General features: G+C 66.0%; 23 protein-coding genes, 1 tRNA gene and 1 pseudogene. 8 read left to right on the forward strand and 17 right to left on the reverse strand.

Annotation, left to right across the window (positions count from 1 at the left end; all coding sequences use genetic code 11):
• Window positions 1–17: 17 nt before the first annotated feature.
• A complete protein-coding gene (gene deoC, locus ACYQ07_RS13565) occupies window positions 18–653 on the forward strand; it encodes a deoxyribose-phosphate aldolase (protein WP_459882485.1) in 636 nt (211 codons plus the stop codon).
• 41 nt (window positions 654–694) lie between these two features.
• Here deoC and ACYQ07_RS13570 read toward each other — a convergent pair whose 3' ends face one another.
• The 13 genes from ACYQ07_RS13570 to ACYQ07_RS13630 all read right to left on the reverse strand — a co-directional run bounded on the left by ACYQ07_RS13570 (window position 695) and on the right by ACYQ07_RS13630 (window position 13,396).
• Entirely contained in the window at window positions 695–1,258 is a 564-nt protein-coding gene (locus ACYQ07_RS13570) for an arsenate-mycothiol transferase ArsC (RefSeq protein ID WP_459883060.1), read from the reverse strand.
• Window positions 1,259–1,293: 35 nt separating this feature from the next.
• Window positions 1,294–2,343 carry a PhoU domain-containing protein gene (locus ACYQ07_RS13575; protein WP_459882487.1) on the reverse strand — a complete coding sequence of 350 codons (1,050 nt, stop codon included), beginning with the start codon at window positions 2,341–2,343 and terminating at the stop codon, window positions 1,294–1,296.
• Window position 2,344: 1 nt separating this feature from the next.
• Window positions 2,345–3,025: a phosphate signaling complex protein PhoU gene (gene phoU / locus ACYQ07_RS13580; protein ID WP_459882488.1), complete on the reverse strand. Its 681-nt coding sequence runs from the start codon at window positions 3,023–3,025 to the stop codon at window positions 2,345–2,347.
• Window positions 3,025–3,879: a phosphate ABC transporter ATP-binding protein PstB gene (pstB, locus tag ACYQ07_RS13585; RefSeq protein ID WP_459882490.1), complete on the reverse strand. Its 855-nt coding sequence runs from the start codon at window positions 3,877–3,879 to the stop codon at window positions 3,025–3,027. The genes phoU and pstB overlap by 1 nt, the downstream gene beginning before the upstream one ends.
• 1 nt (window position 3,880) lies before the next feature.
• Window positions 3,881–4,828 (reverse strand): phosphate ABC transporter permease PstA, encoded by a 948-nt coding sequence (pstA, locus tag ACYQ07_RS13590; RefSeq protein ID WP_459882492.1) that lies wholly within the window; start codon window positions 4,826–4,828, stop codon window positions 3,881–3,883.
• Entirely contained in the window at window positions 4,825–5,823 is a 999-nt protein-coding gene (pstC, locus tag ACYQ07_RS13595; protein WP_459882493.1) for a phosphate ABC transporter permease subunit PstC, read from the reverse strand. Before pstC ends, pstA begins: the two co-directional genes overlap by 4 nt.
• A 70-nt stretch (window positions 5,824–5,893) precedes the next feature.
• Window positions 5,894–6,925: a substrate-binding domain-containing protein gene (locus ACYQ07_RS13600; RefSeq protein ID WP_459882496.1), complete on the reverse strand. Its 1,032-nt coding sequence runs from the start codon at window positions 6,923–6,925 to the stop codon at window positions 5,894–5,896.
• Window positions 6,926–7,183: 258 nt separating this feature from the next.
• Complete coding sequence (gene purF, locus ACYQ07_RS13605; protein ID WP_459882498.1) at window positions 7,184–8,734, reverse strand: amidophosphoribosyltransferase; 1,551 nt, start codon at window positions 8,732–8,734, stop codon at window positions 7,184–7,186.
• 109 nt (window positions 8,735–8,843) lie between these two features.
• Window positions 8,844–9,221, reverse strand: a complete 378-nt coding sequence (locus tag ACYQ07_RS13610) for a DUF5820 family protein (protein ID WP_459882501.1) — start codon at window positions 9,219–9,221, stop codon at window positions 8,844–8,846.
• 715 nt (window positions 9,222–9,936) lie between these two features.
• Complete coding sequence (locus ACYQ07_RS13615; protein WP_459882503.1) at window positions 9,937–10,353, reverse strand: disulfide bond formation protein B; 417 nt, start codon at window positions 10,351–10,353, stop codon at window positions 9,937–9,939.
• Between the two features lie 117 nt (window positions 10,354–10,470).
• Window positions 10,471–10,581 (reverse strand) — tRNA-Glu (locus tag ACYQ07_RS13620).
• Between the two features lie 65 nt (window positions 10,582–10,646).
• Window positions 10,647–11,330 carry an NUMOD3 domain-containing DNA-binding protein gene (locus tag ACYQ07_RS13625; protein ID WP_459882505.1) on the reverse strand — a complete coding sequence of 228 codons (684 nt, stop codon included), beginning with the start codon at window positions 11,328–11,330 and terminating at the stop codon, window positions 10,647–10,649.
• A gap of 98 nt (window positions 11,331–11,428) precedes the next feature.
• Window positions 11,429–13,396, reverse strand: coding sequence for a 3-hydroxyacyl-CoA dehydrogenase/enoyl-CoA hydratase family protein (locus tag ACYQ07_RS13630; protein ID WP_459882508.1), 1,968 nt, complete (start codon window positions 13,394–13,396; stop codon window positions 11,429–11,431).
• A 142-nt stretch (window positions 13,397–13,538) separates the two neighbouring features.
• Here ACYQ07_RS13630 and ACYQ07_RS13635 point away from each other — a divergent pair.
• Window positions 13,539–13,928 (forward strand): annotated as a pseudogene (locus ACYQ07_RS13635) (DNA glycosylase family protein); the annotation flags it as partial.
• 169 nt (window positions 13,929–14,097) lie between these two features.
• On the opposite strand, the gene ACYQ07_RS13640 reads toward ACYQ07_RS13635, so the two are convergent.
• Complete coding sequence (locus ACYQ07_RS13640) at window positions 14,098–14,292, reverse strand: cold-shock protein (RefSeq protein WP_283401708.1); 195 nt, start codon at window positions 14,290–14,292, stop codon at window positions 14,098–14,100.
• A gap of 247 nt (window positions 14,293–14,539) precedes the next feature.
• Between ACYQ07_RS13640 and sdhC the strand changes: the two genes are divergently transcribed.
• From sdhC to ACYQ07_RS13670, 6 genes are all read left to right on the forward strand, one after another.
• Entirely contained in the window at window positions 14,540–14,965 is a 426-nt protein-coding gene (sdhC, locus tag ACYQ07_RS13645; RefSeq protein ID WP_459882511.1) for a succinate dehydrogenase, cytochrome b556 subunit, read from the forward strand.
• Between the two features lies 1 nt (window position 14,966).
• Window positions 14,967–15,338, forward strand: a complete 372-nt coding sequence (locus ACYQ07_RS13650; protein ID WP_459882513.1) for a succinate dehydrogenase/fumarate reductase transmembrane subunit — start codon at window positions 14,967–14,969, stop codon at window positions 15,336–15,338.
• Window position 15,339: 1 nt separating this feature from the next.
• Window positions 15,340–16,233, forward strand: coding sequence for a succinate dehydrogenase/fumarate reductase iron-sulfur subunit (locus tag ACYQ07_RS13655; RefSeq protein ID WP_459882515.1), 894 nt, complete (start codon window positions 15,340–15,342; stop codon window positions 16,231–16,233).
• 42 nt (window positions 16,234–16,275) lie between these two features.
• Window positions 16,276–18,105: an FAD-binding protein gene (locus ACYQ07_RS13660; RefSeq protein ID WP_459882517.1), complete on the forward strand. Its 1,830-nt coding sequence runs from the start codon at window positions 16,276–16,278 to the stop codon at window positions 18,103–18,105.
• A 289-nt stretch (window positions 18,106–18,394) separates the two neighbouring features.
• Window positions 18,395–18,625 carry a TrmB family transcriptional regulator gene (locus ACYQ07_RS13665; RefSeq protein ID WP_459882520.1) on the forward strand — a complete coding sequence of 77 codons (231 nt, stop codon included), beginning with the start codon at window positions 18,395–18,397 and terminating at the stop codon, window positions 18,623–18,625.
• 354 nt (window positions 18,626–18,979) lie between these two features.
• Window positions 18,980–19,615 carry a uracil-DNA glycosylase gene (locus ACYQ07_RS13670; RefSeq protein ID WP_459882524.1) on the forward strand — a complete coding sequence of 212 codons (636 nt, stop codon included), beginning with the start codon at window positions 18,980–18,982 and terminating at the stop codon, window positions 19,613–19,615.
• Window positions 19,616–19,645: 30 nt separating this feature from the next.
• On the opposite strand, the gene ACYQ07_RS13675 is transcribed toward ACYQ07_RS13670, so the two are convergent.
• The 3 genes from ACYQ07_RS13675 to ACYQ07_RS13685 form a co-directional block, all read right to left on the reverse strand.
• Window positions 19,646–20,623 (reverse strand): HhH-GPD family protein, encoded by a 978-nt coding sequence (locus tag ACYQ07_RS13675; protein ID WP_459882527.1) that lies wholly within the window; start codon window positions 20,621–20,623, stop codon window positions 19,646–19,648.
• A gap of 88 nt (window positions 20,624–20,711) precedes the next feature.
• Window positions 20,712–20,951 carry a hypothetical protein gene (locus ACYQ07_RS13680; protein ID WP_459882530.1) on the reverse strand — a complete coding sequence of 80 codons (240 nt, stop codon included), beginning with the start codon at window positions 20,949–20,951 and terminating at the stop codon, window positions 20,712–20,714.
• 732 nt (window positions 20,952–21,683) lie between these two features.
• Complete coding sequence (locus ACYQ07_RS13685) at window positions 21,684–23,036, reverse strand: class-III pyridoxal-phosphate-dependent aminotransferase (protein WP_459882533.1); 1,353 nt, start codon at window positions 23,034–23,036, stop codon at window positions 21,684–21,686.
• Window positions 23,037–23,094 lie beyond the last annotated feature (58 nt).

Here is a 23,094-nt window from a genome sequence, read left to right on the forward strand (position 1 = left end):
CCGTCGACCTCCCGGTCATGAACCGCGACGAGTTCGCCGCCAGCATCGACCACACCGTGCTCGGCCCGGAGACCACCTGGAGCGACGTCCGCGCCGTGCTCGACGACGCGGACGAATACGGGATGAACGTCTGTATCCCGCCCTGCTACGTCCAGGAGGCGACCGACTACACGAACGCCACGGTCGCGACGGTCGTCGGCTTCCCCCACGGCCAGCACTCCACGGAGTCGAAACACGACGAGGCCGTCAACGCCTGGAACGACGGCGCCGACGAGATCGACTTCGTGGTCAACGTCGGGCGCCTGAAGGCGGGCGAGGACGACGCCGTCGCCGCCGACATCGCGGAGGTCGTCGCCGCCGTCCCGATTCCGGTGAAGGTGATCATCGAGACGGCGCTGCTCACCGACGAGGAGAAACACCGCGCCTGTGAGGCCGCCGTCGCCGCGGACGCGGACATGGTGAAAACGTCGACCGGGTTCGCGGACGGCGGCGCCACGATCCCGGATGTGGAGCTAATGAGCGAGTATCTCCCCGTGAAAGCCTCCGGCGGCGTCGGCTCCTACGAGGAGGCGATGGCGATGTTCGAGGCGGGCGCCGTGCGCATCGGCGCCTCCTCGGGCGTCGAGATCGTGGAGGGGTTCCCGGAGGAGTAGCCTGAAAAGGGACGACGACGCCACGCCCGTCGGAGACGCTGCTACTTGGCGCCCGGCTCGTCCGCCTCCGCACCGACGGCCGCCTCGCCTTTCCGTGCGCCGGCTTCCTCCCGCGTTCCGAAGCGCTCGTCGAACAGCGCGATAACCCGGCGTTCGACCTCGTCGCGGATCTCGCGGACCTCCTCGATGGGGCGCTCGCCGGGGTCCTCAAGCGCCCAGTCGACGGCCTCCACGCGATCCGGCAGCGCCAGCGTCGAACAGCCCATCGTCGCCACGACATCACACTCGGCGAGCACCTCATCGGAGATGGACTGCGGCGTCCGGCCGTTCACGTCGAGGTCGACCTCCGCAAGCGCCTCCACGACGACCTGGTGAACCTCGTCGGCGGGCGCGATGCCGCCAGTGAGAATCTCGACGGTCTTTTCCAGTCCGCGCGCGGCGCGCTCGCGCTCGGCGAACGCGGTCGCCATCTGCGAGCGCCCAGCGTTGCGCACGCAGACGAACGCGAAGGTGGTCCGACGGCTCTCGTCGGTCGTGCCCTCCGTCGTGTCGGTGTTCGTCCCCTCGGTGCTCCCGTCAGCCGGTGTGGTGTTGGTGTCGGACATGTCGTCGTTTGGGTCGTTTTGGTTCCCGCTCGGCATTATTCGCTCGGTCCGGACGGTGCGGATATCGCCGGCGACCCCGACTCACGGAGCGCCGCCTGCAGTCCGCCTTCGGCCACGTTAACGCCATACTCGGCGGTACGCACTACGCTGTCGAGCACGGTTGCGAGCGCGTAGCCGTCGTCCAAGTCGCGCTCGTACAGCTCACGGTCGGTCTCCTGTGCTTCGTCGACGACCCTCTCGCCGTCCGCGACGATTGCCGTCAGCGCCGGCGGGTCCCGATCACCGAGCGTCTCGGAAAGCGCCCGCCGAACGATCGTCCGTGCGTCGTTCGCCGTCGACGAGAGCGTCTCCGCAACATCCGCCGGCGGCTCGTCGTCAAGGAGGCCGGCGACGCCGCCGATCCGCTCGGCGTGGTCCGCGACGCGCTCGATCTGCCGGGCGGCAGCGTAGTGGTCGAACGTGGTGAGCCCGTCGCCGGCGCCGTCAACCCGCACGTCCACGAGCGACCGCTGGAACTCGCGGGCGACGAGGCCGAACAGCCGGTCGACCGTGTCGTCTCGCGCGGCGACCCGCTCTCCTGCCTCGGCGTCGGCCGCAAGGACGGCGTCGACGGCGTCCGCGTGCATCGAGAGCGCGAGCGACTCCATCTGCGCGAGCGTCTGTCGCGCCGAGAGGTCCGTCGCGTCGAGCATGGTCCGAACCACGGTCTCGCGCTCCGATTCGGCGTCGACCGCGACGCCGATCAACCCGTTTGCAGCCTCCCGCACCGCGGCGGCAGTTTCCGTATCGGTCACGCCGTCGATCCGGACGGCATCCGCGCCGGCGACGTACGACGCGGCGACGAGCTGTGCGAGCTCGTCGGGCGCGTATCGCCCGGCCGAGACGGACGTGGTTCGGCGGCCGTCGTCGTCAGCTTCGGACTGGGTGAGCAGCAGGCGGTCCCCGCGGGGGTGGAGCTGGAGACGACTGCCGGCCGAGAGCGACTGGTCGCGAGCCCACGATTTGGGCAGCGAGACCGTGTAGGTCGTCCCGCCAGTCAGCTGGATCTTGCGTTCAACCGAGTCGTCGGAGGGGTTCGGCGCCATCTCAGTAGATCAGCTCGTCGTCGTTCTCAACCATGTAGAGGGTGCGGGCGGCGACGTTCACCGCGTGGTCGCCCACGCGTTCGATGTCGCGAACCGCCAGCAGGGACCGGGAGACCTCGTCGAGCGTTGCTTCGAGCTCCGCGTCGCCGGCGGTCCAGTTGGCCTCGTCAGCCAGCAGGTCCCGGACGACGGCCTCGGTAGCGGCCGAACAGCGCTCGTCGAGCTCGTCGTCGCGGGCGGCGACCTCGCGGCACACCTCGGGATCGGCGCTCTCGTAGGCGGCCACCGCGTCGGTGACCATCTCGCCGGCCGCCGTTCCGAGTGCTCGGAGGTCGACGGCGTCGTGGACGCCTCCGTGCTCGGGGTGGCCGTAGCCGGCGACGTTGGTCGCGAGGTCGGCGACCCGTTCGAGGTCGGTTATCACCTTGAACGACGCCGCGATGAAGCGGAGGTCGCCGGCGACCGGCTGCTGTAGGGCGATCAGGTCCGTACACTCGTCTTCGAGCGCCAGATAGCGTTCGTTCACCTCGTGGTCGCCCGTCACGACCGCCTCGGCCAACGCGGCGTCGCCGGTTTCGGCCGCCGTCAGCGCATCGTCGTAGCGGTCGAGGACGAGATCGCCCATCTCGACAACGTCGTCGCGCAAGGCGTCGAGCCGCTTCTGGTAGTTCTCGCGGGGCATTATCCGAACTTCCCCGTGATGTAGTCCTCGACCCGGTCGTCGTCCGGGTTCTCGAAGATCTCCGCCGTGTCGTCGAACTCCACGAGCTTGCCGCCAGTGAGGAAGACGGCCGTCTTATCGGAAATACGGGCCGCCTGCTGCATGTTGTGGGTGACGATGACCACCGTGTACTGATCGACGAGCGTGTCGATCAGGTCCTCGATCTTCGAGGCCGCCACGGGGTCGAGCGCACTCGTCGGCTCGTCCATCAGGATCACCTCCGGATCCGGCGCGATGGCGCGGGCGATACAGAGCCGCTGCTGTTGCCCGCCCGAGAGATCGAGTCCCGACGAGTCCAGTTGATCCTTCACCTCGTCCCAGAGGGCGGCCCCTTTGAGTGCCTCCTCGACGCGAGCGTCGATATCGCCGTCGTACCCCTGGATCTTCAGCCCGTACGCCACGTTGTCGTAGATGGACTTTGGGAACGGGTTCGGTTTCTGGAACACCATGCCGACCTTCCGGCGGAGCGCCACCGGGTCCACGTCGCCATCGTACACGTTCTTCCCGTGGAAGTGGAGGTCGCCGTCGACCCGGCAGACGTCGATCTGGTCGTTCATCCGGTTGATACACCGGAGGAACGTCGACTTCCCGCAGCCCGAGGGACCGATGATCGCCGTCACCTTGTGCTCGGGTATCTCGATCGACACGTCCTGTAACGCACGTTCCTCGCCGTAGAACACGTCCAGGCCCGTCGACGAGACGACCGTCTCATCCGGGCGGCTTCCCCGCCCCGTTCCGTCGCTCGATACCTCCGTCGTGACCAGCGAGTCCGTCTCCTGTGTGTCGGGTGAATCCGGTGATTCCTGTGTTGCCATCTTAGACCTCCGTCTCGTACTTGTTCCGCACGTAGATCGCGACCGCGTTCATCGAGAGCAGGACCACGAGCAGCACGACGATCCCGACCGCCGCGAGGTGGATGAAGTGTTGGCTCGGCTCGGCCGCCCAGCCGTAGATCTGGGTGGGCATTCCGCTGAACCGGTCGAACGGGCCGCGCGGCATCCGGTTGACGAACAGCGCGCCCACCATCAACAGCGGGGCCGTCTCGCCGACCGCCCTCGCGAGCGCGAGGATGGTGCCGGTCATGATCCCCGGTATCGCCGCCGGCAGGACGACCTCCCGTATCGTCTGCCACTTCGTCGCTCCCGTCGCGTAGGAGCCGTTTCGGACGCCGTCCGGCACCGCTCGCAGCGCCTCCTGCGTGGAGACGATGATGATCGGCATCACGAGCAGTCCGAGCGCGACCGCGCCGGCGATCAGGATCGGGCCGATCCCGATCCCGTTGACGACCGCCGCGAGCGCCAGCAGCCCGTAGACGATCGAGGGGACGCCGGCGAGGTTCGAGAGGTTCGCCTCGATGAGCCGCGTGACCCGATTGTCCGGCGCATACTCCTCCAGGTAGATCGCCGACCCGACGCCGACGAAGAAGGCGAGCGCCGCAGTCAACACCATCAGCATGGCGGACGCGACGATCGCGCCACGGAAGCCCGCGCGCTCGGCCCGCCGCGAGCCGTCGTTCGTCAGGAAGTCGACGAGCCCGATGTTGAACTCCGTGACACCGACGTAGAAGTCGGTCGCCACGTCGAGCAACAGCAGACCGAGCACGACGACGCCGAACATCGACGCCGCGAAGATGACGGCGAGGAACAGCCGGTTTTTCAGGTGCTCCCAGCGGAGGTCGACGTCCGCAAAGAGGTCATCGCCGTACCCGTCGTTTCCACCGCGGTCAGTGACGGTGCCGCCGTCGGAGCGCGTGTCTCGGCTCATCGGTACTCCTCCTGGAAGCGGCGTTTAAACCAGTCGTTGAGCAGGTTCATCGCAAGCGTCATCGAAAACAGCAGGAAGCCGACCGCGAACAGGCTGTTGTACTCGACGGTGCCGACGGCGCTCGTCCCGCGAGCCATCGACACCATGTACGCGGTCATCGTCATGATCTCGTCGAACGGGTTGGCGGTGATGTTGGCGTTGTAGCCGGCCGCCAGCGAGACGGCCATCGTCTCGCCGATCGCCCGTGAGACCGCGAGGATGTACGACGCGAGGATACCCGACAGTGCCGCGGGAACGACGACGTTTACCGACACGTCGAACTTCGTCGCACCGAGCGCGTAGGCGCCGTTCCGAAGGTCGTCGGGAACCGCCTGCATCGCGTCCTCGCTTATCGACGACACCATCGGGATCGTCATGAACCCGACGACCAACATCCCCGATATCAGACTGTAGCGGCCGACGTTGATGCCGAACAGCGCCTCGGCAAACGGACCGACGACGACCGGGTTGATGAAGGCGATCGCGAAGTAGCCGTACACGATCGTTGGAATGCCGGCGAGCACCTCCAGCGTCGGCTTGAGCTTGCCTCGAACGCCCGTGGACGCGTACTCGGAGAGGTACGTCGCCGTCGCCGTCCCAACCGGGATCGAGACGAACGCCGCACCGATCGTGACCGCGAGCGTCCCGAACACGATGGGGAGGACGCCGTGGGCCGGCGTCGCGTGGTCGGGCGCCCAGCGCGTTCCGGTGAAGAACTCGGTGAACGTGACGGTCCGCTCGGTGGCGGCGCCGGTGAGGATCTCGGAGAGTCGCGCGCCGAAAAAGTAGCTCGCGGTGTTGTCGACGAGCACGAAGAAGATCGCGAGCGTGGTGGCGACCGTCAGCGCGGCGCAGCCGAACAGCACACGCCGCGCTCGGGCGTTCGCCGCGTTGTCGGCGCTCGCGGTGCCGCCGCCGCCCGTGATGTCCAGTTCCGTGTCGGTGTCCGTGCTCATCGGAATGGGTCAGTGCTCATTGCGTCTGTCAGTGTTCATCGGTGTGGGTCGTGTGCATCGCGCTGTCGGCTCAGGCGCGGTCGACGGTGATCTCGTCGAGGGAGACGCCGAGGTCGTCGAGGACGGCCTCGAACTCGTCGTGGTTCTCTTCGGCCTGCTCTTCGGGCGTCGCATAGAACCCCTCGTCGCGGGCGTAGTCGCGCTGGTCGTTGAAGTAGAACCGCATGAACGAGCCGATGAGGTCCGTCTTCTCGTCGGCCAGCGTCGCGTGGTTGACGTAGACGAACAGCGGACGCGCCAGCGGGGAGTAGAGCCCGCTCTCGATGTTCTCCTGTCGTGGAAGATAGAAGTCGCCGTCGACGTCGCTCTCGACCGGGACGGCCTCGATGTCCTGTTCGTCCTCGATGGCGCGTAGGTAGCCGACGCCGCCGAAGCCGAACCCGTCGACGTTGTCGGCGACCGCACCCATGATCTCGTTTGTCTGGCTGGTCGCGGAGTAGTCGTCGCGGACGTTGCCGATCTCCTCGCCGCCGCCGGTGATCTCGCGGGTGAAGTAGTCGAACGTCCCGGACGCGGAGTCGCGGCCGTGTAGCGCGATGTCGCGGTCGGGCCACTCCGAGCGGACGTCGCTCCATTGTTCCACGTCGGACTCGAACTGCCAGATCCGGTCGAGCTCCTCCAGCGTGATGTTGTCCACAAATTCGTTCTCGGAGTTCTTCACGACCGCGAGCCCGTCGAGACCGACGGTGTAGTGGCTGTACTCGACGTCGTTCTCCTCAGCGATCGCGATCTCCTCTTCGGTGATGAGGCGGCTTGCGCTCTGGATGTCCGAGTTCGCACGGGAGAACTCCTGGAACCCGGCACCGGTCCCCTGCGGGTCGACGTCGACGGTCACGCCCGGATACGCGTCCTGGAAGTTCTCGCCGGCCCACGAGGTGATCGGCGCGACGGTGTTCGACCCCGACGCGTCGATGGTGCCGGAGAGCTCGCCGTCCGCGCCGCCGCCCATACAGCCCGCAACGCCGACCGCCCCAACGCCGGCGATCGTCGCCAGCGCGTTTCGTCGCGTGATCCCCGTCGTCGTGTTCTGGCTGGGTGCCATCACCCGAGTGTGGTCGAACGACGGATAAGTAGTATGCTATGAGATATATTTCGGACACCGGATTGCTATATCACCCTCTACAGCCACAATTCACCACAGCATAGAACAATAGAACTATATAGAAAATGTCTGACTTCTGTTCATTATGCGTGATTGTTCATTCGGATGGTTCCAAGCTCCCCTCCAATCAGTTTGCGAAATCGTCGACGTGGCGTGCGCTATCCCAAAGAACGTTAAAAAAAAAGAGCGCCGGCGGACTCAGTCGTCCGCGGGCGCCGCGATATCCGGGCGCTCGACCGTCCGGTCGGTCGCTTCACCCTCCACCTCGAAGGGGTACTCGCCGGTGACACAGCCGAGACAGAGGTCGGCTCGGCTCGCGGAGAGCGCCTCGCTCACGGCGTCGATCGAGAGGTACGACAGGGAGTCGGCGCCGACTTCCTGGCGGATCTCCTCGGTCGAGCGGTCGCTGGCGATCAGCTCCTCGCGGGTCGCCATGTCGATGCCGAAGTAGCAGGGTGCGAGGATGGGCGGCGCGCCGATTCGGAGGTGGACCGCCTCGGCGCCGGCGTCCTTCACCAGCTCCACGAGCTGCGTGGAGGTGGTGCCGCGGACGATGGAGTCGTCGATGATGGTGACGGTTTTCCCCTCGACGGTGGACTTGATCGGGTTGAGCTTCAGCCGGACGGCGCGCTCGCGCTCGTCCTGCGTCGGCATGATGAACGTCCGCCCGACGTAGCGGTTCTTCATCAGCCCCTCGGCGAACTCGACGCCGTTCTCGTCGTCGGGGCGGGCGTCGCCGTCCGCGGTCGTCTCGGCGCTTGCCTCGGCGTAGCCGGTGGCGAAGGCGCGGCCGGAGTCGGGAACGGGCATCACCACGTCGCTTTCGACGCCGGACTCCGCCCAGAGCTGCCGGCCGAGCTCGCGGCGCACCTCGTAAACGAGGTTCTCGTCGATTACGGAGTCGGGACGGGCGAAGTAGACGTGCTCGAAAAAGCAGTGGGCGGAGTTGTCGGTCTCGACCAGCTGATAGGAGTCGTAGCCGGAGCCGTCGGGCTCCAACACCACCAGCTCGCCGGGTTTCACGTCCCGGACGAGCTCGCCGTCGAGCGTGTCGATGGCCGCCGACTCGCTGGCGAGCACGTAGCCGTCCTCCAGCTCGCCGATACACAGCGGGCGGTTGCCGAGGGGGTCGCGCACGCCGAGCACGGTGTCGTCGTGCATGATCGTCAGCGAGTAGGAGCCGTGGATCCGGTTCATCGTGTGTTTGACCGCTCGGACGAGGTCCTCCTCTAACAGGTTGCGCGCGAGGTCGTGGGCGATCACCTCGGTGTCGCCGTCGGAGGTGAACGCGTGGCCGGACGACTCCAGATCAGCGCGCACCTCGTCGGCGTTGACGAGGTTACCGTTGTGTGAGAGCCCGAGCGACCCGGACTTGAACGACACTGAAAAGGGCTGGGCACAGCTCTTGTCGAGACTCCCCGCCGTCGGGTAGCGGACGTGACCGATGCCGGTCGAGCCCGAAAGCGCCTCCAGGTCGCTCTCGGTGAACGCGTCACCCACCAGTCCGCGCTCGACGTGGCCGTGCTGCTGGAAGCCGTCGTGCGTGACGATGCCCGCGGACTCCTGACCGCGATGTTGGAGGGCGTACAGCGCGTAGTACAGCGGCCGCGCGGCCGCACGGTCCGACAGCGAAACGCCGACGACCCCGCACTTCTCGCGGGGTTCGTCGCCGAGCCCGCCGTCGTCGAACGGGCGCGTGTCGGTCGTTCCGTGGCCGCCGTCTACCCTGTGGTCCCCACCGGGTTGCATGAGCGGAGTTCCGGTCGGATCCGATAAAAACCCTCGTGTTCGTGCGTGATGGGTCCCCTCAAAAGGCTAGTGTATGCACGAATGTGCAATACTTCTCGCGAGGGGCAGCTCAGCTGGTTGTCTCGTCGAGCGCCTCGAAGTACTCCTCTCGGGGGACCTGATACGCGGCTCGGTAGTCGATCTCGCCGCGAGCGAAGCGTTCGGCGGCCGCCACGGCTCCGTCGATGCCGGCGTCCCGGGAGTCGTACGTCTCGGCGAGCGCCTCGATCTCGGGTTCCAAAAAGAGGACGACGTGCCACTCGTCGGTGGCGTACTGGCCCGCACCGGGGCGCTGGTTGCGCGCCCCGTTCGTGAGGTAGATGGTCGGCATACACGCGGCCGGGAGCGCGTCGCCGTCGAACACGTCGGGCCGGAACACGAGGATCGTCCGGCCCTCGGGCTCCTCGTTCCACACGCGCCAGCCGTCCGGCAGGGCCTCGAAGCTCATGGTCGCGAGTCGGACCCGGAGCTACGAAAGGGTCGCGCTCCAGGGCGGTGGCCACGATTCCAAATTCCCGGCTCTGTTGAAATCCTCACAGACTGATGTGTTTATCTCCCCCTGTGGACAGTACAGAATCCTCGATGAGTGATATTGGGAGTGAGTATTGCAGTTCGCTGCCGGCGATAGAGTATATAAACACTCGAGAGAGGTGGCGACGCTTCTCTTATAAACGAGATGCGGTACGGTGGCGCGCCCGGCGAGCGCCCAGCGGGTGCTCGCCGGCGCGCGAGGGACGCCGCGAGCGAAGCGAGCGGCGAGGCTGGGGAGGTGTGAGGTGCAGTTGCGGTGCTGTGCGGGGTGGGGCTCAAAGGGGCAGCCGGCTCCGGGACGACGGGCGACGTAAGCACTTTTCAGGGCGTCGGGCTGTGCGGAGAGACGCCCTGAAAAGCGCGCAGCGAGCCCCTCGACCGGAGCCGGCTGGGGCTTTGCAGGCGGTCCTCACCGGCGCAGCACTCGCAACTCACCGAACAAACACACCTTATAAAACAGAAACCAACCACACCAACGCTCCACTTATAAACGACGCACCTGCCCACGTGATAGACCTACTCCCCACATCGATCAACAAGCAGTCGCTATCGACTGGCTGTTTCAGTTGGAAATACGTCTGAAGAACCGGATTTCAACAGAGGCAAATTCCCAACCTTCCACTTGTCCACCATCACACGCCGCGATCGACGAGCGCCAGTCCCACGAGGCCGACGCTTATCAGGGTGAACGCGACGAGCGCCAGCCGGGGGATGGTAAACACGCCAAAGCCCTGCCAGAGGATCGCCGTGCAGGCGCCGTCGACCGTGCAGGTCGCCGCCGGCGTCAGCTGGATGTAGGTGTGATACGCCGACACCGCGACGCCCCCGAGCGACAGCGGAAGCGCCGTCCGGTAGACCCTCGTACGCCCGTCGATCGCTGCGACGCCGAGCACGACCACGAGCGGGTACATGAAGATCCGCTGGTACCAGCAGAGATCACACGGCACCAGCCCCAGCACCTCGCTGAAGTAGAGGCTCCCGGCCGTCGCCACGCCGGCGACGACGGTAAGCGCCGCGAGCAGCGGCCGTACCCGGTCTGACGCGTCCATGTCGGGCCGGAGGGTCGGGACTCTTAAGAACGGTTCGGCGGGTGACGGCGGATGGCGCGGGGTATCCGCCGTCGACGGTGACGAGTGCCGTCGCTCGCCGAGTGAGCGTGAGAGAAATGCTCGGTCAGGGATTTGAACCCTGGTCGTCGGCTGTCTTCCCGTACAGGCGCGAAAACGCCTGAAACGGTCGAAAGGCCAACATGATTGGCCGGACTACACCAACCGAGCGCATTCAGTCGTATCGCCGCCTTCGATTTAACTCTTCTCACATACGACTTCATTGCTAACGGTTCTCATTCAGGGTTCGGAAATTCACCACGCGTCGTTACGGTGATTTTCTCGTGGTCTGCTTTTATATGGCACAGGCGACAGAGAACGCGCAGGTTGTTCGGGTGATGTGCATCCGAGAGCTCGAACGCTTCGCTCTCGCGAAATCTTCGAACCGGCACCACGTGATGAACTTCAAGCCGACGGTCTGACCCGTCGTGGCCGCAGTGCTCGCATTCCTCTTGGCTCTCGTGTGCGGCGTCCCTCGCCGGGCTCCACCCGGACCCGTATCGACGACCGTATCCACCCTTCCAGTTTGCATTGTTTGCCCCTGCACTCGCCTCACTCATGGCTCGACGCGTTGAAGAGGGCCGTTCCATTCCAGTCAGTGCTTTCGCTATCTTCGAACGAGTCGCCTCCGAGAGCGTTCGTCCCTGCTGGGCTTCCGACATACGGCGGCGTGTCTCATCGGATACCTCGCGCCCAGAGAGCGATTCTGCTATCGAGTGACGGACATCTTCGGACCGACTACTCCCGTAGAGTGGATGGTTCTCGCCGGCGATCTCCCGTGTTTCGACGCCGCGGCGTTCCATCCAGTCACGGACCGTGCGCGGAGATACTCCACACTCGTCCGCAATCTCTGCTTGTGTCCATTCCTCACAATGGTACTTTTCGAACAGCCACCAGCCGTTTCGATACCGCTTCGGCATTCATCAGGTAGTCTCTCAACAACAATTAAAAATTTGAGGGTGAGATAATTCGGCGCCGTTCCGTCAGCGTACCACCAGCGACCGCGACGGCCGCCCCCTTACTTGCCCTCGAACTCCGGTTCGGTGTCCCCCATGAACGCGGTGACGCCTTCCATCATGTCGTCGGTGTTCATCACGTGGCCGAACGCCTGTGCTTCGATCTCCAGGCCGGCCTCGCCGTCGGTGCGGCCGGCGTGCATCGCGCGCTTGGTGAACCGCTGGGCGACCGGCGGCCCGGCCGCGAGGTCCTCGGCGAGCTCCCAGGCGGAATCGAGGAGGGCCTCGTTGCCCACCACGTCGTTGAGGAAGCCGTACTCTTCCATCGTCTCCGCCTCGTAGCGGTCGGCGGTGAAGATGATCTCCTTGGCGCGCCCCTCGCCGACGATCCGGGAGAGTCGCTGGGTGCCGCCCCAGCCGGGGAGCAGTCCGAGGTTGTGCTCCGGCTGGCCGAACTCCGAGCGCGTGGACGCGACTCGGAAGTCCACGGCGGTCGCGAGCTCCATCCCGCCGCCGAGACAGTAGCCGTCGATACCGGCGACGACGGGTTTGCCCGTCTCCTCCAGTTTGCCGAACGTCTCCTGGCCCTTCCGCGAGAGGTCGACGGCGTTGAGCGGGTCGGCCCCGCCGGCGGCCATGCTCTGTACGTCGGCGCCCGCGGAGAACGCGCGGTCGCCGGCGCCGGTGAGCAGGATCGACCGGACCTCCTCGTCGGCGTCGAGCTGGTCGATGGCGGTCGACAGCTCGTCGAGCAGCTCCTCGCTGATCGTGTTCATCCGGTGTGGGCGGTCGATCTCGATATGGCCGACGTTGCCGTCGACGCTCACGTTGAGCGTGTCGTAGGCGGCGGCCACGTCGTCGGGCGCCGAGCCGTAGAACCCGCCAGTGCTGGCTGCGTCACGCAGGTAGTCGACGACCTCGTAGCGCTCCTCTCCGGTCTCCTCGTGGAGCTCGTCGAGCGTCTCGATGAGCGTGTCGAGTCCCTCGCCGTCCGCCAGCTTGGCGGGGCCGTCAGGGAAGCCGGCGCCGAGCATCACGGCGCGGTCGATCGCGTCGACGTCGGCGACGCCGTTCTCGATGAGCCCGGCGACTTCGTTGGCCATGATTGCAAGCAGCCGGCGCCGAACGTCGGGGTCGATGTCGTCGGACGGCACGTCCACGCCGCCGTTCTCATAGTCGTAAAAGCCCTTGCCGGACTTTTTGCCGAGCTCGTCCTTCTCGACTTTCTCGACGAGGATCGGGCAGGGCCGGTAGGCGGGGCCGAGCTCGTTGTGCATGTAGTCGAGTACGTGGTATCCCACGTCGATGCCGACCTGGTCGGCCAGCTCGAACGACCCCATCGGGAGGCCCATGTCGTATTTCGTGGTGGAGTCGACGGTCGCGATCGTCGCGTCGGTGCTCTCGACGATCCACGCCGCCTCGTTCATCAGCGGGACGAGGATGCGGTTGACGATGAACCCGGGGCTGTCCTTGTGGACGCGAACCGGCGTCTTCCCCATCTCCTCGGCGAGATTCTCGATCAGGTCGAGCGTCTCGTCGCTGGAGTGGGCCCCCGAAATGACCTCGACGAGCTGCATCCGCACCGGCGGGTTGAAAAAGTGCATCCCGCAGAACTGCTCGGGGCGATCGGTTACCTCCGATAGCTCCGTTATCGAGAGGCTGGAGGTGTTCGTGGCGAACACGGTATGGTCGGGCGCGTGCTCCTCCACCTCGCCGTACACGTCCTTTTTAACCTCCATCTTCTCGGGGACCGCCTCGATCACCACGTCGGCGTCGCCGACGGCCTCCTCGACGTCGACGATGGGGTCGACGCGGTCGAGGGCGGCCTCGGCGTCGGCCTCCGAGATCTGGTCCTTCTCGGCCAGTTTGTCGAGCGACCACTCGATCTGGTCGTAGCCGTTCCGGACGAACTCCTCGTTGATGTCACGCATCGCCACGTCGTAGCCGGCGAGTGCGGCGACCTCCGCGATGCCGTGGCCCATGTTGCCGGCGCCGAGAACCGCGAGACGCTGGACGTCTTCGAGCTTCATGTGCGGATGGTCGCAAGCGTTCCCGTTCAACGTTTCCCTTTTTGAAACGAGAAACGGAGTGGGAGTTTCAAGCGGTCTGACCGAGGCCGCCCGATCCCCCCGGCGCGAAACGCACTTGCCCGCCGAGCGCGCATCCTAGCAGATGAACGAGGATGTCGAACGAACCCTACGGACAGACCCGACGATGGCGGCGCTCGTCGACCGCCACGGCCCCCTCGACGTGGCCCCGGTCGAGCCGGGCGAGGAGTTTCGGCGGCTCTGCACGTCGATCCTCAATCAGCAGCTCTCGACGGCGTCCGCCCGCGCGATTCGCGAGCGCGCGTACACCGTGCTCGACGACGCGGTGACCCCCGAGCGCGTGCTGGCGGCCGACGAGGACGCACTCGGGGAGGCGGGCGTGAGCGCGACGACGGTGCGGTATCTCCGCTCGGCGGCCGAGGCGTTCGCCGAGCGCGACCTCACCGTGGACGGACTCGCGGACCACACCGACGACGAAGCGGTCGCCGCCCTGACGGAGATTACGGGACGCGGTACGTCTGGGCGGCGTACGAGTCGGAGTGAAAGGCCCCGAGCAGCTTACTCCTCTTCTTCGAGACACACTGAAAAAGCGTCGCGACAGTAGTTGTCGTCCCATAGACGACGCCGCCGCTCACGAGTGTAGAGTAGTCAAAAAGCCGATACAACCTGAAGTTCGCGACGAGTTACAGACGGGTGACGTTCGTCGCGCGGGGGCCCTTGTCGGCCTCCTCGATATCGAACTCGACCTCCTGCCCCTCCTCGAGGTCAGGACCGCCGACGTCTTCCATGTGGAAGAACACGTCCTCGTCCGCATCGTCCGTCGAGATGAAACCGTAGCCGCCAGTGTCGTTGAAGAAGTCAACTTCGCCTTTCGCCATTGCGTATGAGAGAGAGTGCTGCCCGCTTAAAAGCCTTCCGTGACTCGACGCAGCGGGACAGCCGTTCACATGGTCCGGGAGTCGCCGACAGTCGTTCGGCGAGCGCGTATCGCCGATTTCCGCCCGGCGCGCCAACACGGTGTCCGTGACGGGGGGTCCGTATGTGGGTGCGTGTACGGGAGCTGCTGCCGGTCGCGTCCGCGGGGTTAGAAACTACTATACAACCCCGGGACACAGGGACACACGTATGAGTCAGTCGTACAATCGGGGCCTCATCGAGGACTTCGGTCGGTGGCGGGAGTTCTCGGCGGGGATGTGGGCGTGGATCTTCCACAAGTTCACAGGATGGGTGCTCATCGGGTACCTGTTCACCCACATTGCCGTGTTGAGCACCGCGATCCCGGCGGCGGGTGCCGAGCAAGCCGTCCTCGATGCGGGCGATGACGTCTACACGCAGACGATCGTCACGCTGGAGGAGCTGCTTCTCGTCCGCATCCTCGAAGTCGGGCTGCTCGCGGTGGCCGTGTTCCACATTCTGAACGGGACGCGCCTCCTGCTGGTCGACCTCGGCGTCGGGCTGGATTCACAGGACAAGAGCTTCTACGCGTCGCTGATCCTGACGGGAGCGATCACCGTCGCGTCAGTACCGACCTTCATCGCGGGGGCGTTCTAAGATGGCCGAACGCTACTCCTCGTTCACGCCGGGCGGCACGATGTGGCTGCTCCAGCGCGTGACCGCGGCGTTCCTCATCGGCGTCCTCGCGTTCCACTTCTTCCTGCTCCACTTCGTCCACCACGCGGACGAGGTGTCGTTCCTGATGAGCGCGGGCCGGATGGAAGTGTGGAGCTACTACTCGCTGATGGTGTTGTTCCTGCTGACGGCGACGTTCCACGGCGTCAACGGAGTGTACAACGCGCTGATCAACCAGGGACTCGCCGGCCGCAAGCGCACCGCCGTCAAGTGGACGCTGATCGCCGCGAGCGTCCTGCTGATCGTTCAGGGGATCCGCACGGCAAACGCTTGGGCCGGCATCGGTCTGTACTAACATGAGCACGCAAGTTCCGAAACAACAGGAGGAGACGGAGACGGAGGCCGAACTCGCCGAACAGGAGCCCTCGAAGGGCGAACGCCGGCGCGAGGAGAAGCGCCAGCGCGCCGCCGAGCGCCGCGAACAGCGGCAGGCCGAGGAGGCCGAGAAGGCGGCTGCCGACGAGAACACGATCGAGCTGAAGGTGTTCCGCTACGACCCCGAAGTGGAGGGGAAACAGGAGCCGCGGTTCGACACCTTCCACGTTCCCTTCGAGAAGGGGATGACCGTTCTCGACGCGCTGATGTACGCGCGGGACACGTACGACTCCTCGCTCACCTTCCGGCACTCCTGCCGGCAGGCGATCTGTGGGTCCGACGCGATGTTCGTCAACGGCACCCAGCATCTGGCCTGCAAGACGCAGATCTCCGAGCTGAACCAGCCGATCCGCGTGGAGCCGCTCCCGCACGCCGACGTGACGAAGGACCTCGTCGTCGACATGGAGCACTTCTACGACCAGATGGAGGCCGTCGAGCCCTACTTCCAGACGAACGACCTGCCCGACGGCGAGCTCGAAGAGCAGCGCCAGACGCGGGAGAACCGCGAGAAGGTGAAGATGTCGACGCGCTGTATCTGGTGTAGCGCGTGTATGTCGTCGTGTAACGTTGCCGCCGGCGACAACGAGTACCTCGGTCCGGCCGCGATCAACAAGGCGTACCGGTTCGCCATGGACGAGCGCGAGGGCGAGGATATCAAGCAGAAACGCCTGGAGATCCTCGAACAGGAACACGGCGTCTGGCGGTGCCAGACCCAGTTCTCCTGTACCGAGGTGTGTCCCAAGGACATCCCGCTCACCGAGCACATCCAGGAGCTGAAACGCGAGGCAGTGAAGAACAACCTGAAGTTCTGGTAGACACCCTCAAGGGATCCCAGACCTAACACACACTCAACAACAATGCACGAACACGACGTTATCGTGGTCGGCGCGGGCGGCGCCGGGCTCCGAGCGGCCATCGCGGCTCAGGAGGCCGGCGCGGACGTGGCCATGGTCACGAAGCTCCACCCCGTTCGCTCCCACACCGGCGCGGCGGAGGGCGGCATCAACGCCGCGCTCCGTGAGGGCGACGACTGGAAAGACCACGCGTACGACACGATGAAAGGGTCCGACTACCTCGGGGACGCCCCCGCGGTGGAGGCCCTCTGTAAGGAGAGTCCGGAAGAAGTGATCACGCTGGAACACTGGGGGATGCCGTTCTCCCGGGAGGAGGACGGCACCGTCTCACAGCGGCCGTTCGGCGGCCTTTCGTTCCCGCGCACGACGTACGCCGGCGCCGAGACCGGCCACCAGATGCTCCACACGATGTACGAGCAGGTGGTCAAGCGGGGCATCACGGTGTACGACGAGTGGCACGTGATGGACCTGGCCGTCACCGAGGCGGACGACCCCGCCGACCGCGAGTGTCACGGCGTCGTCGCCTACGACATTCAGAGCGGCGAGATCAGCGGCTTCCGTGCGTCCGGCGGCGTCATCCTCGCCACCGGCGGCATGGGCCAGGTGTACGACCACACGACGAACGCGGTCGCCAACACCGGCGACGGCGTGGCGATGGCGTACCGCGCCGGCGTGCCGATGGAGGACATGGAGTTCATCCAGTTCCACCCGACCACGCTCCCGTCCACGGGCGTCCTCATCTCCGAGGGTGTCCGCGGCGAGGGCGGGATCCTCTACAACAGCGAGGGTGAACGCTTCATGTTCGAGCACGGCTACGCGAACAACGACGGCGAGCTCGCCTCCCGCGACGTGGTGTCGCGCGCCGAGCTCACCGAGGTGAACGAGGGGCGCGGCATCGAGGACGAGTACGTCCACCTCGACATGCGCCACCTCGGCGAGGAGCGGATCCTCGATCGGCTGGAGAACATTCTCCACCTCGCGGAGGACTTCGAGGGCGCCGACGGCCTGACGGAGCCGATGCCCGTCAAGCCCGGCCAGCACTACGCGATGGGCGGCATCGAGACCGACGAGCACGGCCAGACGTGCATCGACGGGCTCTACGCCGCCGGCGAGTGTGCCTGCGTCTCCGTCCACGGCGGCAACCGCCTCGGCGGGAACGCGCTGCCGGAGCTGATCGTCTTCGGCAAGCGTGCGGGACGCCACGCCGCGGGCGACGACCTCGGCGAACCGGAGATTCCCACGGGGAGGACCGGCGAGTTCGAGGAGTCCGACTTCGAGTTCGACGTCGAGATCGGCGAGGTCGGCGGCGACTCGCCGGCCGCGGCCGACGGCGGCGCCGTCGCGGCGGACGCGGAGTCCGTCCTCGAGGCGGAGGTCGAGAGCGCCAAGGAGCGCGTGGAGACGCTGCTCGAACGCGAGGGCCGCAACCACGCCGAGATCCGGTCGGAGGTACAGCAGACGATGACCGACCACGTCAACGTGTTCCGCGAGGAGCCCGGCCTCCAGCAGGCGCTGGAGGACCTCCGTGAGGCCCGGGAGGCGTACCAGGACGTCGCCGTCTCGGACCCCTCGCGCACGTTCAACACGGACCTGATCCACACGATGGAGACCCGGAACATCCTCGACATCGCGGAGGCGCTCACGATGGGCGCGCTCGCGCGCAAGGAGTTCCGCGGCGCCCACTGGCGCAAGGAGCGCCAGGAGCGCGACGACGAGAACTGGCTGAAACACACCATGGTGTCGTGGAACGACGGCGAGCCCGAACTCTGGTACAAGCCCGCGATCCTCGAAGGCGAGGACAAGACGTACGAGCCGAAGGTCCGCTCGTACTGAGCGACGACACCCGTCTCGTTCAGGGCGGCCCGCGCGCGCCGTCGCCGCGGCGCCGATCGCGGATCGCGCGACCGAATCACACGATTTTCGGGGGATTCCTCACGATTCTGTATCCGTCGTCGGTCGAACTCTCGACCGTCTTCGGGCGTCGTTCGCGTCCGCTTTGTCGTACCTGCTGTTCGACGATCGGCTAATTCCCGCGGGAGAGGGACTCAGAATCACAAATGTGGTGTTTCGACGATTGTTGAAATGGGGGTTTATTATCGTCGAACCACTGTGTCCGGACAAGATGCTCGAAACCGAAACGGCAACCGCGACGGCGGCGCCGGCACTCCCGCCGGAGCTGCAGTCGCCCCGGGCAAAGCTCGTCTACCTCTATCTGACGACCAACGATGGCGCCACCGTGAGCGAGATGGGCGACTCGCTGGGCATGAAGAAGATGTCGCTGTACAGCATTCTGAAGACCCTCCGTAAACAGGAGATGGTCGTTCGCAACGACGAGTCGTACACGCTGGCGTAGCGCCTCCACGACGACGTGCTGCGGATTTTCGGTGACTTGCCTGCTCCGAGCGGCAGCACTCGCCGGCGAGCGCACGGGCGACACGAGCAACCAGTGCGTGTGAACGGGGAATGCGCGAACGAACCGCACAACACCCACACTGGTGGGGAGGAAAGCGCCCGGAGAAGAGGGACGCTACCGGCCATCGTCGGCCGAAGTATCGGAATGCACGATCCACACCCTGGTGGACTCTGGAGATGATGTGAACCGCATCCGCAGTTAGGTCGACGATGACCGAAAAAATAACGGCCTCCATCGACCACCGCCTTCCCGCCAAGCGAGAGCTTTACGGCGGCGTAGCACCCATCGGCGGGCGTGGACGCGCATCAACAGGAGTTCGAGAACCCGTTCGGCATGGACGCCGACTGCCGGAACTGCGACGCGCTGTGTGACGCCCGCGAGCGCGTCGTCCACGGCTACGGCGACGTGGGTGGGGAGTTCCTCGTCGTCGGTGCGTCGCCGACGGCGGCCGCCGAGCGAAACGGCATCCCGTTTACGGGGCCGGGTGGCGGCGAGCGCGTGCAGTCGATGTTTGCCGAGTTCGGGTTCGTCCGGTCGGAGCCGTCGGCGTCGACGCCGGACGTACAGAACGTCTTCTTCACGAACCTCACGCGCTGTCACCACCCCGAGCGCGACCCGACCGACACGGAGGTCGACACCTGCGAGCCGTTCCTCAACGCGGAGATCCGGATGATCAACCCGCAGATCATCGTCCCCGTCGGCGAGCGCGTGCTGGAGGCGCTCGCCGTCGAGTACACCACGCGCCGGCCCGCCTCCTTCGACATCGAGGCCGAACACGCAACGACGATTCGCGGACGCGGGTTCGAGCTAGTGCCGATGGTCGACCCGGCCGAGATGACCGACGCGCAGGCTGACGCGTTCGTGAGCCACATGCGCGAGAACGTGCTTGCCCGGGATTATCGGCAGACCAAGGGGCGTCAGGAGCGGTGAGTGAGGTTGTAGACGCTGGGAACAGCCGCCTTACGCCCGCAGCGACGCGACCGTCTCGCCGTCGCGCTCGGTGAGCTCGACGAGCCCGTCGTCAGCGAGGTCGTCGACGAGTCCCTGCAGCCACTCACGTCCGTACTCCCCATCGGGCGCGTAGTCGACACGGATTCGCGGTCCGAGATCGTCGAGCGTCAGCTCGTCGAACTCGCCGAGGGTCCGTACAACGCGACCCCGGAACTGTCGGCGGCTCCCCTCGAAGCTCGGTTGGGTCGGCACGTCGGGCGCGGTAAAATCGCCCGTCTCGTAGGCGTGACAGTACGGTCGCCACGGGCAGCCGGCCTCGTCACAGCGGGGCTTGGTTCCGCAAGCGACGCCGCCGAGCTCCATGATCGCGTTGTTCCAGACGCGTGATTCGCCGTCGGGCATGACCGCAGACGCGACGCGCTCGAAGGCGTCATCGTCGTCCGGGACGCCAAATGCGCGATGGAGCACCCGCTTGACGTTGGTGTCGACGACGGCGTCGCCGTTGTTGAACGCGAAGGAGGCGACGGCGTTGGCGGTGTACGGGCCGACGCCCATCAGCTCCTGAAGCTCTTCCGGGGTTTCCGGGAAGTCGCCGTCGTACTCCGTCTCGACCTGCGTGGCGGCCTCGTGGAGGTACTTCGCGCGGTTGTTGTAGCCGAGCGAGTGGCTCGACCAGAAGGCGACCACGTCGCCGCGCTCGGCGGCCGCGAGGTCCGCAGTCGTGGGCCACTTCTCACAAAACGCCTCCCAGGCGGGCACCACGCGGTCGAGCTGTGTCTGCTGGCTCATCACCTCGCTGACGAGGATCTCGTAGGGGTCCTCGGTGCGCCGCCAGGGGAAGTCCCGGTGGTCGACCTCGTACCACTCGACTAGCGCCTCGCGGACGGCGTCGAGGTCCGCGGGGAGTGCGGGCGCGTCGCCGTCCTCGAGCGACGCGCGCGGCTCGGCAGGGTGTGTAGTTTCGTCTCCACCCTCGTCGTCGGTCATATCGGAGCGTCGGCGTGGTCGCGCAAAGGAGTGCTGGTCCGCGCCGGCGGCGAACGACCGTCGCAACCTCGGAGGGGTACCCGCGCCGCTACTCCTCGTCGTCTTCTTCCTCGTCCTCGTCGGGATCGTCGGGGTCCTCGCCGTCGGTGGCGTCCACCACGTCGTCGCCCAGCTCGTCGTCGCCGGTGGGCTCCACGCAGACGACGTTCGACATCGGTGCGTAGCCGTGCCGCTCGCCGTTCTCGTTGAGCAGGACGAGGCCGTGTTCGCCCTCCTCGTACTTGTCACAGTTCAGCGTCCGGTCGCCGTCGTTGATCACGACTCTCATATCCGGCAAGACGGGTCAAACGGAAGAGAAACCGGGCAATCCGTGAACGACCGTCGGCCGTAGGCAACGTCCACCCGTCCAGCTGGACCCCGGTCTTATGGTCAGTTTGATCCGCTGAAACCCCCATCCGGAGACACGATTACGGGCGGTTCTGGACGGCACAGGTGCCTTGATGGGAGACTTCGGGAGTGGGTGTTACAGATCGCCGCCGGCGACATGGTATATAAACGCTCGAGAACGGTTACGACGGCCACTTATAAACGGATGTGCGGTGGCGCGCCCGGCGAGCGCCCAACGGGCGCGAGCCGGAGCGCGAGGGAGGTAGCGGGTGCCGGCGGAGCGGTTTCCCGCCGGCACCCGTCTACCGAGGTTGGGGAGGTGTGAGGTGCGGTCGCTGTGCGGTGCGGGGTGGGACTCAAAGGGGCAGCCGGCTCCGGGACGATGGGCGACGTAAGCACTCAAAAGGCCGGGTGGTGCCGAGAGGCCTTTTGAGCGCGCAGCGAGGCCCTCGACCGGAGCTGGCTGGGGCTTTTGAAGGCGGTCCTCACGTGCGCAGAACCTGCGACTCACCTATCAAACGTACCTTATAAACGAACCACAACTCTACCAACGCCCCACTGATAAACCCCGCACCCGCTCCCGTGATACACCCACTCCCGGCATCCAGCAATACGCAGTCTTCTCAACCAAGGGAACATCTGAAACGCTCTCTAAAAAGGGGCTGTACCGCGCTCAGTTGGCGTCCGTGATGGCGGCGGTCAACAGCTCACAGCCCAGCTCGATCTCGCGTTCGGTGACGTCCATCGGCGGGAGAATGCGAAGCACGTCGTAGCCGCACGAGAGGGTGAGCAGGCCGCGGGCGAACGCGGCGTCGAGCACGTCCTCGCGGAGCGCCTTGCTCTCGAATTGGAGGGCGAGCATCAGCCCCTTGCCGCGCACGTCGATGACGCCGTCGAGGTCGGCGTCGCGCATCGTCTCCTTGAACTGCCGGCCACGGGTCGTCGCGTTCGCCATCAGGTTCTCCTCCTCAATGGCGTCGAGCGTGAGCGCGCCCTGCAGCGAGGCGATGATGTCGCCGGCGCCCCACGTCGAGGAGAGGCGACTCTTCTCGTCCGGGAAGATGTCGTCGTTCGCGACGGTCGCGCCGACGCGAAGCCCCTTCGCGCTCGTGATCACGTCGGGCTCGATGGCGTAGTGGTCGGATCCCCACATCTCGCCCGTGCGGCCGAGCCCCGACTGTATCTCGTCAGCGATCAGCGTGATGTCGTGTTCGTCGACGAGCGCGGCGACCTCGTCCATGAACGCGTCGGAGGGGAAGCGGTAGCCGCCCTCGCCCTGAATCGGCTCCATGATCAGGTAGGCCACCTCCTCGGGGTTGACGTGGCCACGGTCGGGGTCGAGCTTCCGGCGGAGCTCGGAGACCGGGTCCTCGTCGGGGCCACGGAAGAACCCGCACGAGCACGTCGAGGGGTCACAGCTTCGGTCGTCACAGAACGGTACGTCGTGGACGGAGCTCACTTCCGGGAACTTGCGGCGGTACACCTCCTTCGAGCGGTTGAGCGAGAGCGCGCCGAGCGTCCGCCCGTGGAACGCGCCCTCGAACGTGAGCGCGTACTTGGCGCCGTCGGCGTGGTCGTAGCTGATCTTGATCGCGTTCTCGACCGCCTCCGCCCCGGAGTTCGACAGGAAGACCGTGTCCATGTCGTAGTGGCTCGTCGCCTCCGTCAGGCGCTCCATGAGGTCCGCCGGCCCCGGAAGCGGGTCGCCGGGCGAGCCGCCGCCGGAGACGTAGAAGTCCTGCCCGGCGATCTTCAGCGGGTCGACCAGGTCGAACTCCCGCAGCTCGTCCATGATGAGCGGATTGTTGTAGCCGAGCGGCGCGGCGGCGACGTGGCTGGTGAAGTCCATGAGGACGTTCCCGTCCACGTCCGTACAGAAGGGGCCCTCGGCGGGCGCGTTGCGGTCCCAGACGAAGTCGTACACGTAGGTGCTGGGAGCGGCCGACTGGTGGTGGTGCTCGACCCACTCGCGGGCGCGCTCGCCGGGGAAGTCGCCCACTTCGGGGACGACGGTGTCTCGGTCCATGTCCCCGAGTACCAATCGCCGCGAGTTAAATCCGGGTGCCGATCGAGTACGTTGGAGA

It is taken from the genome of Halorubrum gandharaense (assembly GCF_054654575.1).

Bases quoted from the DNA above. Each gene is read 5' to 3' on its own strand.
- phoU (WP_459882488.1), bottom strand. From the start codon at position 3,025: ATGCCCCGCGAGAACTACCAGAAGCGGCTCGACGCCTTGCGCGACGAC.
- ACYQ07_RS13675 (WP_459882527.1), bottom strand. From the start codon at position 20,623: ATGACCGACGACGAGGGTGGAGACGAAACTACACACCCTGCCGAGCCG.
- ACYQ07_RS13660 (WP_459882517.1), top strand. From the start codon at position 16,276: ATGCACGAACACGACGTTATCGTGGTCGGCGCGGGCGGCGCCGGGCTC.
- ACYQ07_RS13625 (WP_459882505.1), bottom strand. From the start codon at position 11,330: ATGCCGAAGCGGTATCGAAACGGCTGGTGGCTGTTCGAAAAGTACCAT.
- pstA (WP_459882492.1), bottom strand. From the start codon at position 4,828: ATGAGCCGAGACACGCGCTCCGACGGCGGCACCGTCACTGACCGCGGT.
- ACYQ07_RS13680 (WP_459882530.1), bottom strand. From the start codon at position 20,951: ATGAGAGTCGTGATCAACGACGGCGACCGGACGCTGAACTGTGACAAG.
- ACYQ07_RS13615 (WP_459882503.1), bottom strand. From the start codon at position 10,353: ATGGACGCGTCAGACCGGGTACGGCCGCTGCTCGCGGCGCTTACCGTC.
- ACYQ07_RS13570 (WP_459883060.1), bottom strand. From the start codon at position 1,258: ATGTCCGACACCAACACCACACCGGCTGACGGGAGCACCGAGGGGACG.
- ACYQ07_RS13655 (WP_459882515.1), top strand. From the start codon at position 15,340: ATGAGCACGCAAGTTCCGAAACAACAGGAGGAGACGGAGACGGAGGCC.
- ACYQ07_RS13610 (WP_459882501.1), bottom strand. From the start codon at position 9,221: ATGAGCTTCGAGGCCCTGCCGGACGGCTGGCGCGTGTGGAACGAGGAG.
- pstC (WP_459882493.1), bottom strand. From the start codon at position 5,823: ATGAGCACGGACACCGACACGGAACTGGACATCACGGGCGGCGGCGGC.
- ACYQ07_RS13640 (WP_283401708.1), bottom strand. From the start codon at position 14,292: ATGGCGAAAGGCGAAGTTGACTTCTTCAACGACACTGGCGGCTACGGT.
- ACYQ07_RS13685 (WP_459882533.1), bottom strand. From the start codon at position 23,036: ATGGACCGAGACACCGTCGTCCCCGAAGTGGGCGACTTCCCCGGCGAG.
- pstB (WP_459882490.1), bottom strand. From the start codon at position 3,879: ATGGCAACACAGGAATCACCGGATTCACCCGACACACAGGAGACGGAC.
- ACYQ07_RS13600 (WP_459882496.1), bottom strand. From the start codon at position 6,925: ATGGCACCCAGCCAGAACACGACGACGGGGATCACGCGACGAAACGCG.
- ACYQ07_RS13650 (WP_459882513.1), top strand. From the start codon at position 14,967: ATGGCCGAACGCTACTCCTCGTTCACGCCGGGCGGCACGATGTGGCTG.
- ACYQ07_RS13665 (WP_459882520.1), top strand. From the start codon at position 18,395: ATGCTCGAAACCGAAACGGCAACCGCGACGGCGGCGCCGGCACTCCCG.
- sdhC (WP_459882511.1), top strand. From the start codon at position 14,540: ATGAGTCAGTCGTACAATCGGGGCCTCATCGAGGACTTCGGTCGGTGG.
- deoC (WP_459882485.1), top strand. From the start codon at position 18: ATGAACCGCGACGAGTTCGCCGCCAGCATCGACCACACCGTGCTCGGC.
- purF (WP_459882498.1), bottom strand. From the start codon at position 8,734: ATGCAACCCGGTGGGGACCACAGGGTAGACGGCGGCCACGGAACGACC.
- ACYQ07_RS13575 (WP_459882487.1), bottom strand. From the start codon at position 2,343: ATGGCGCCGAACCCCTCCGACGACTCGGTTGAACGCAAGATCCAGCTG.
- ACYQ07_RS13630 (WP_459882508.1), bottom strand. From the start codon at position 13,396: ATGAAGCTCGAAGACGTCCAGCGTCTCGCGGTTCTCGGCGCCGGCAAC.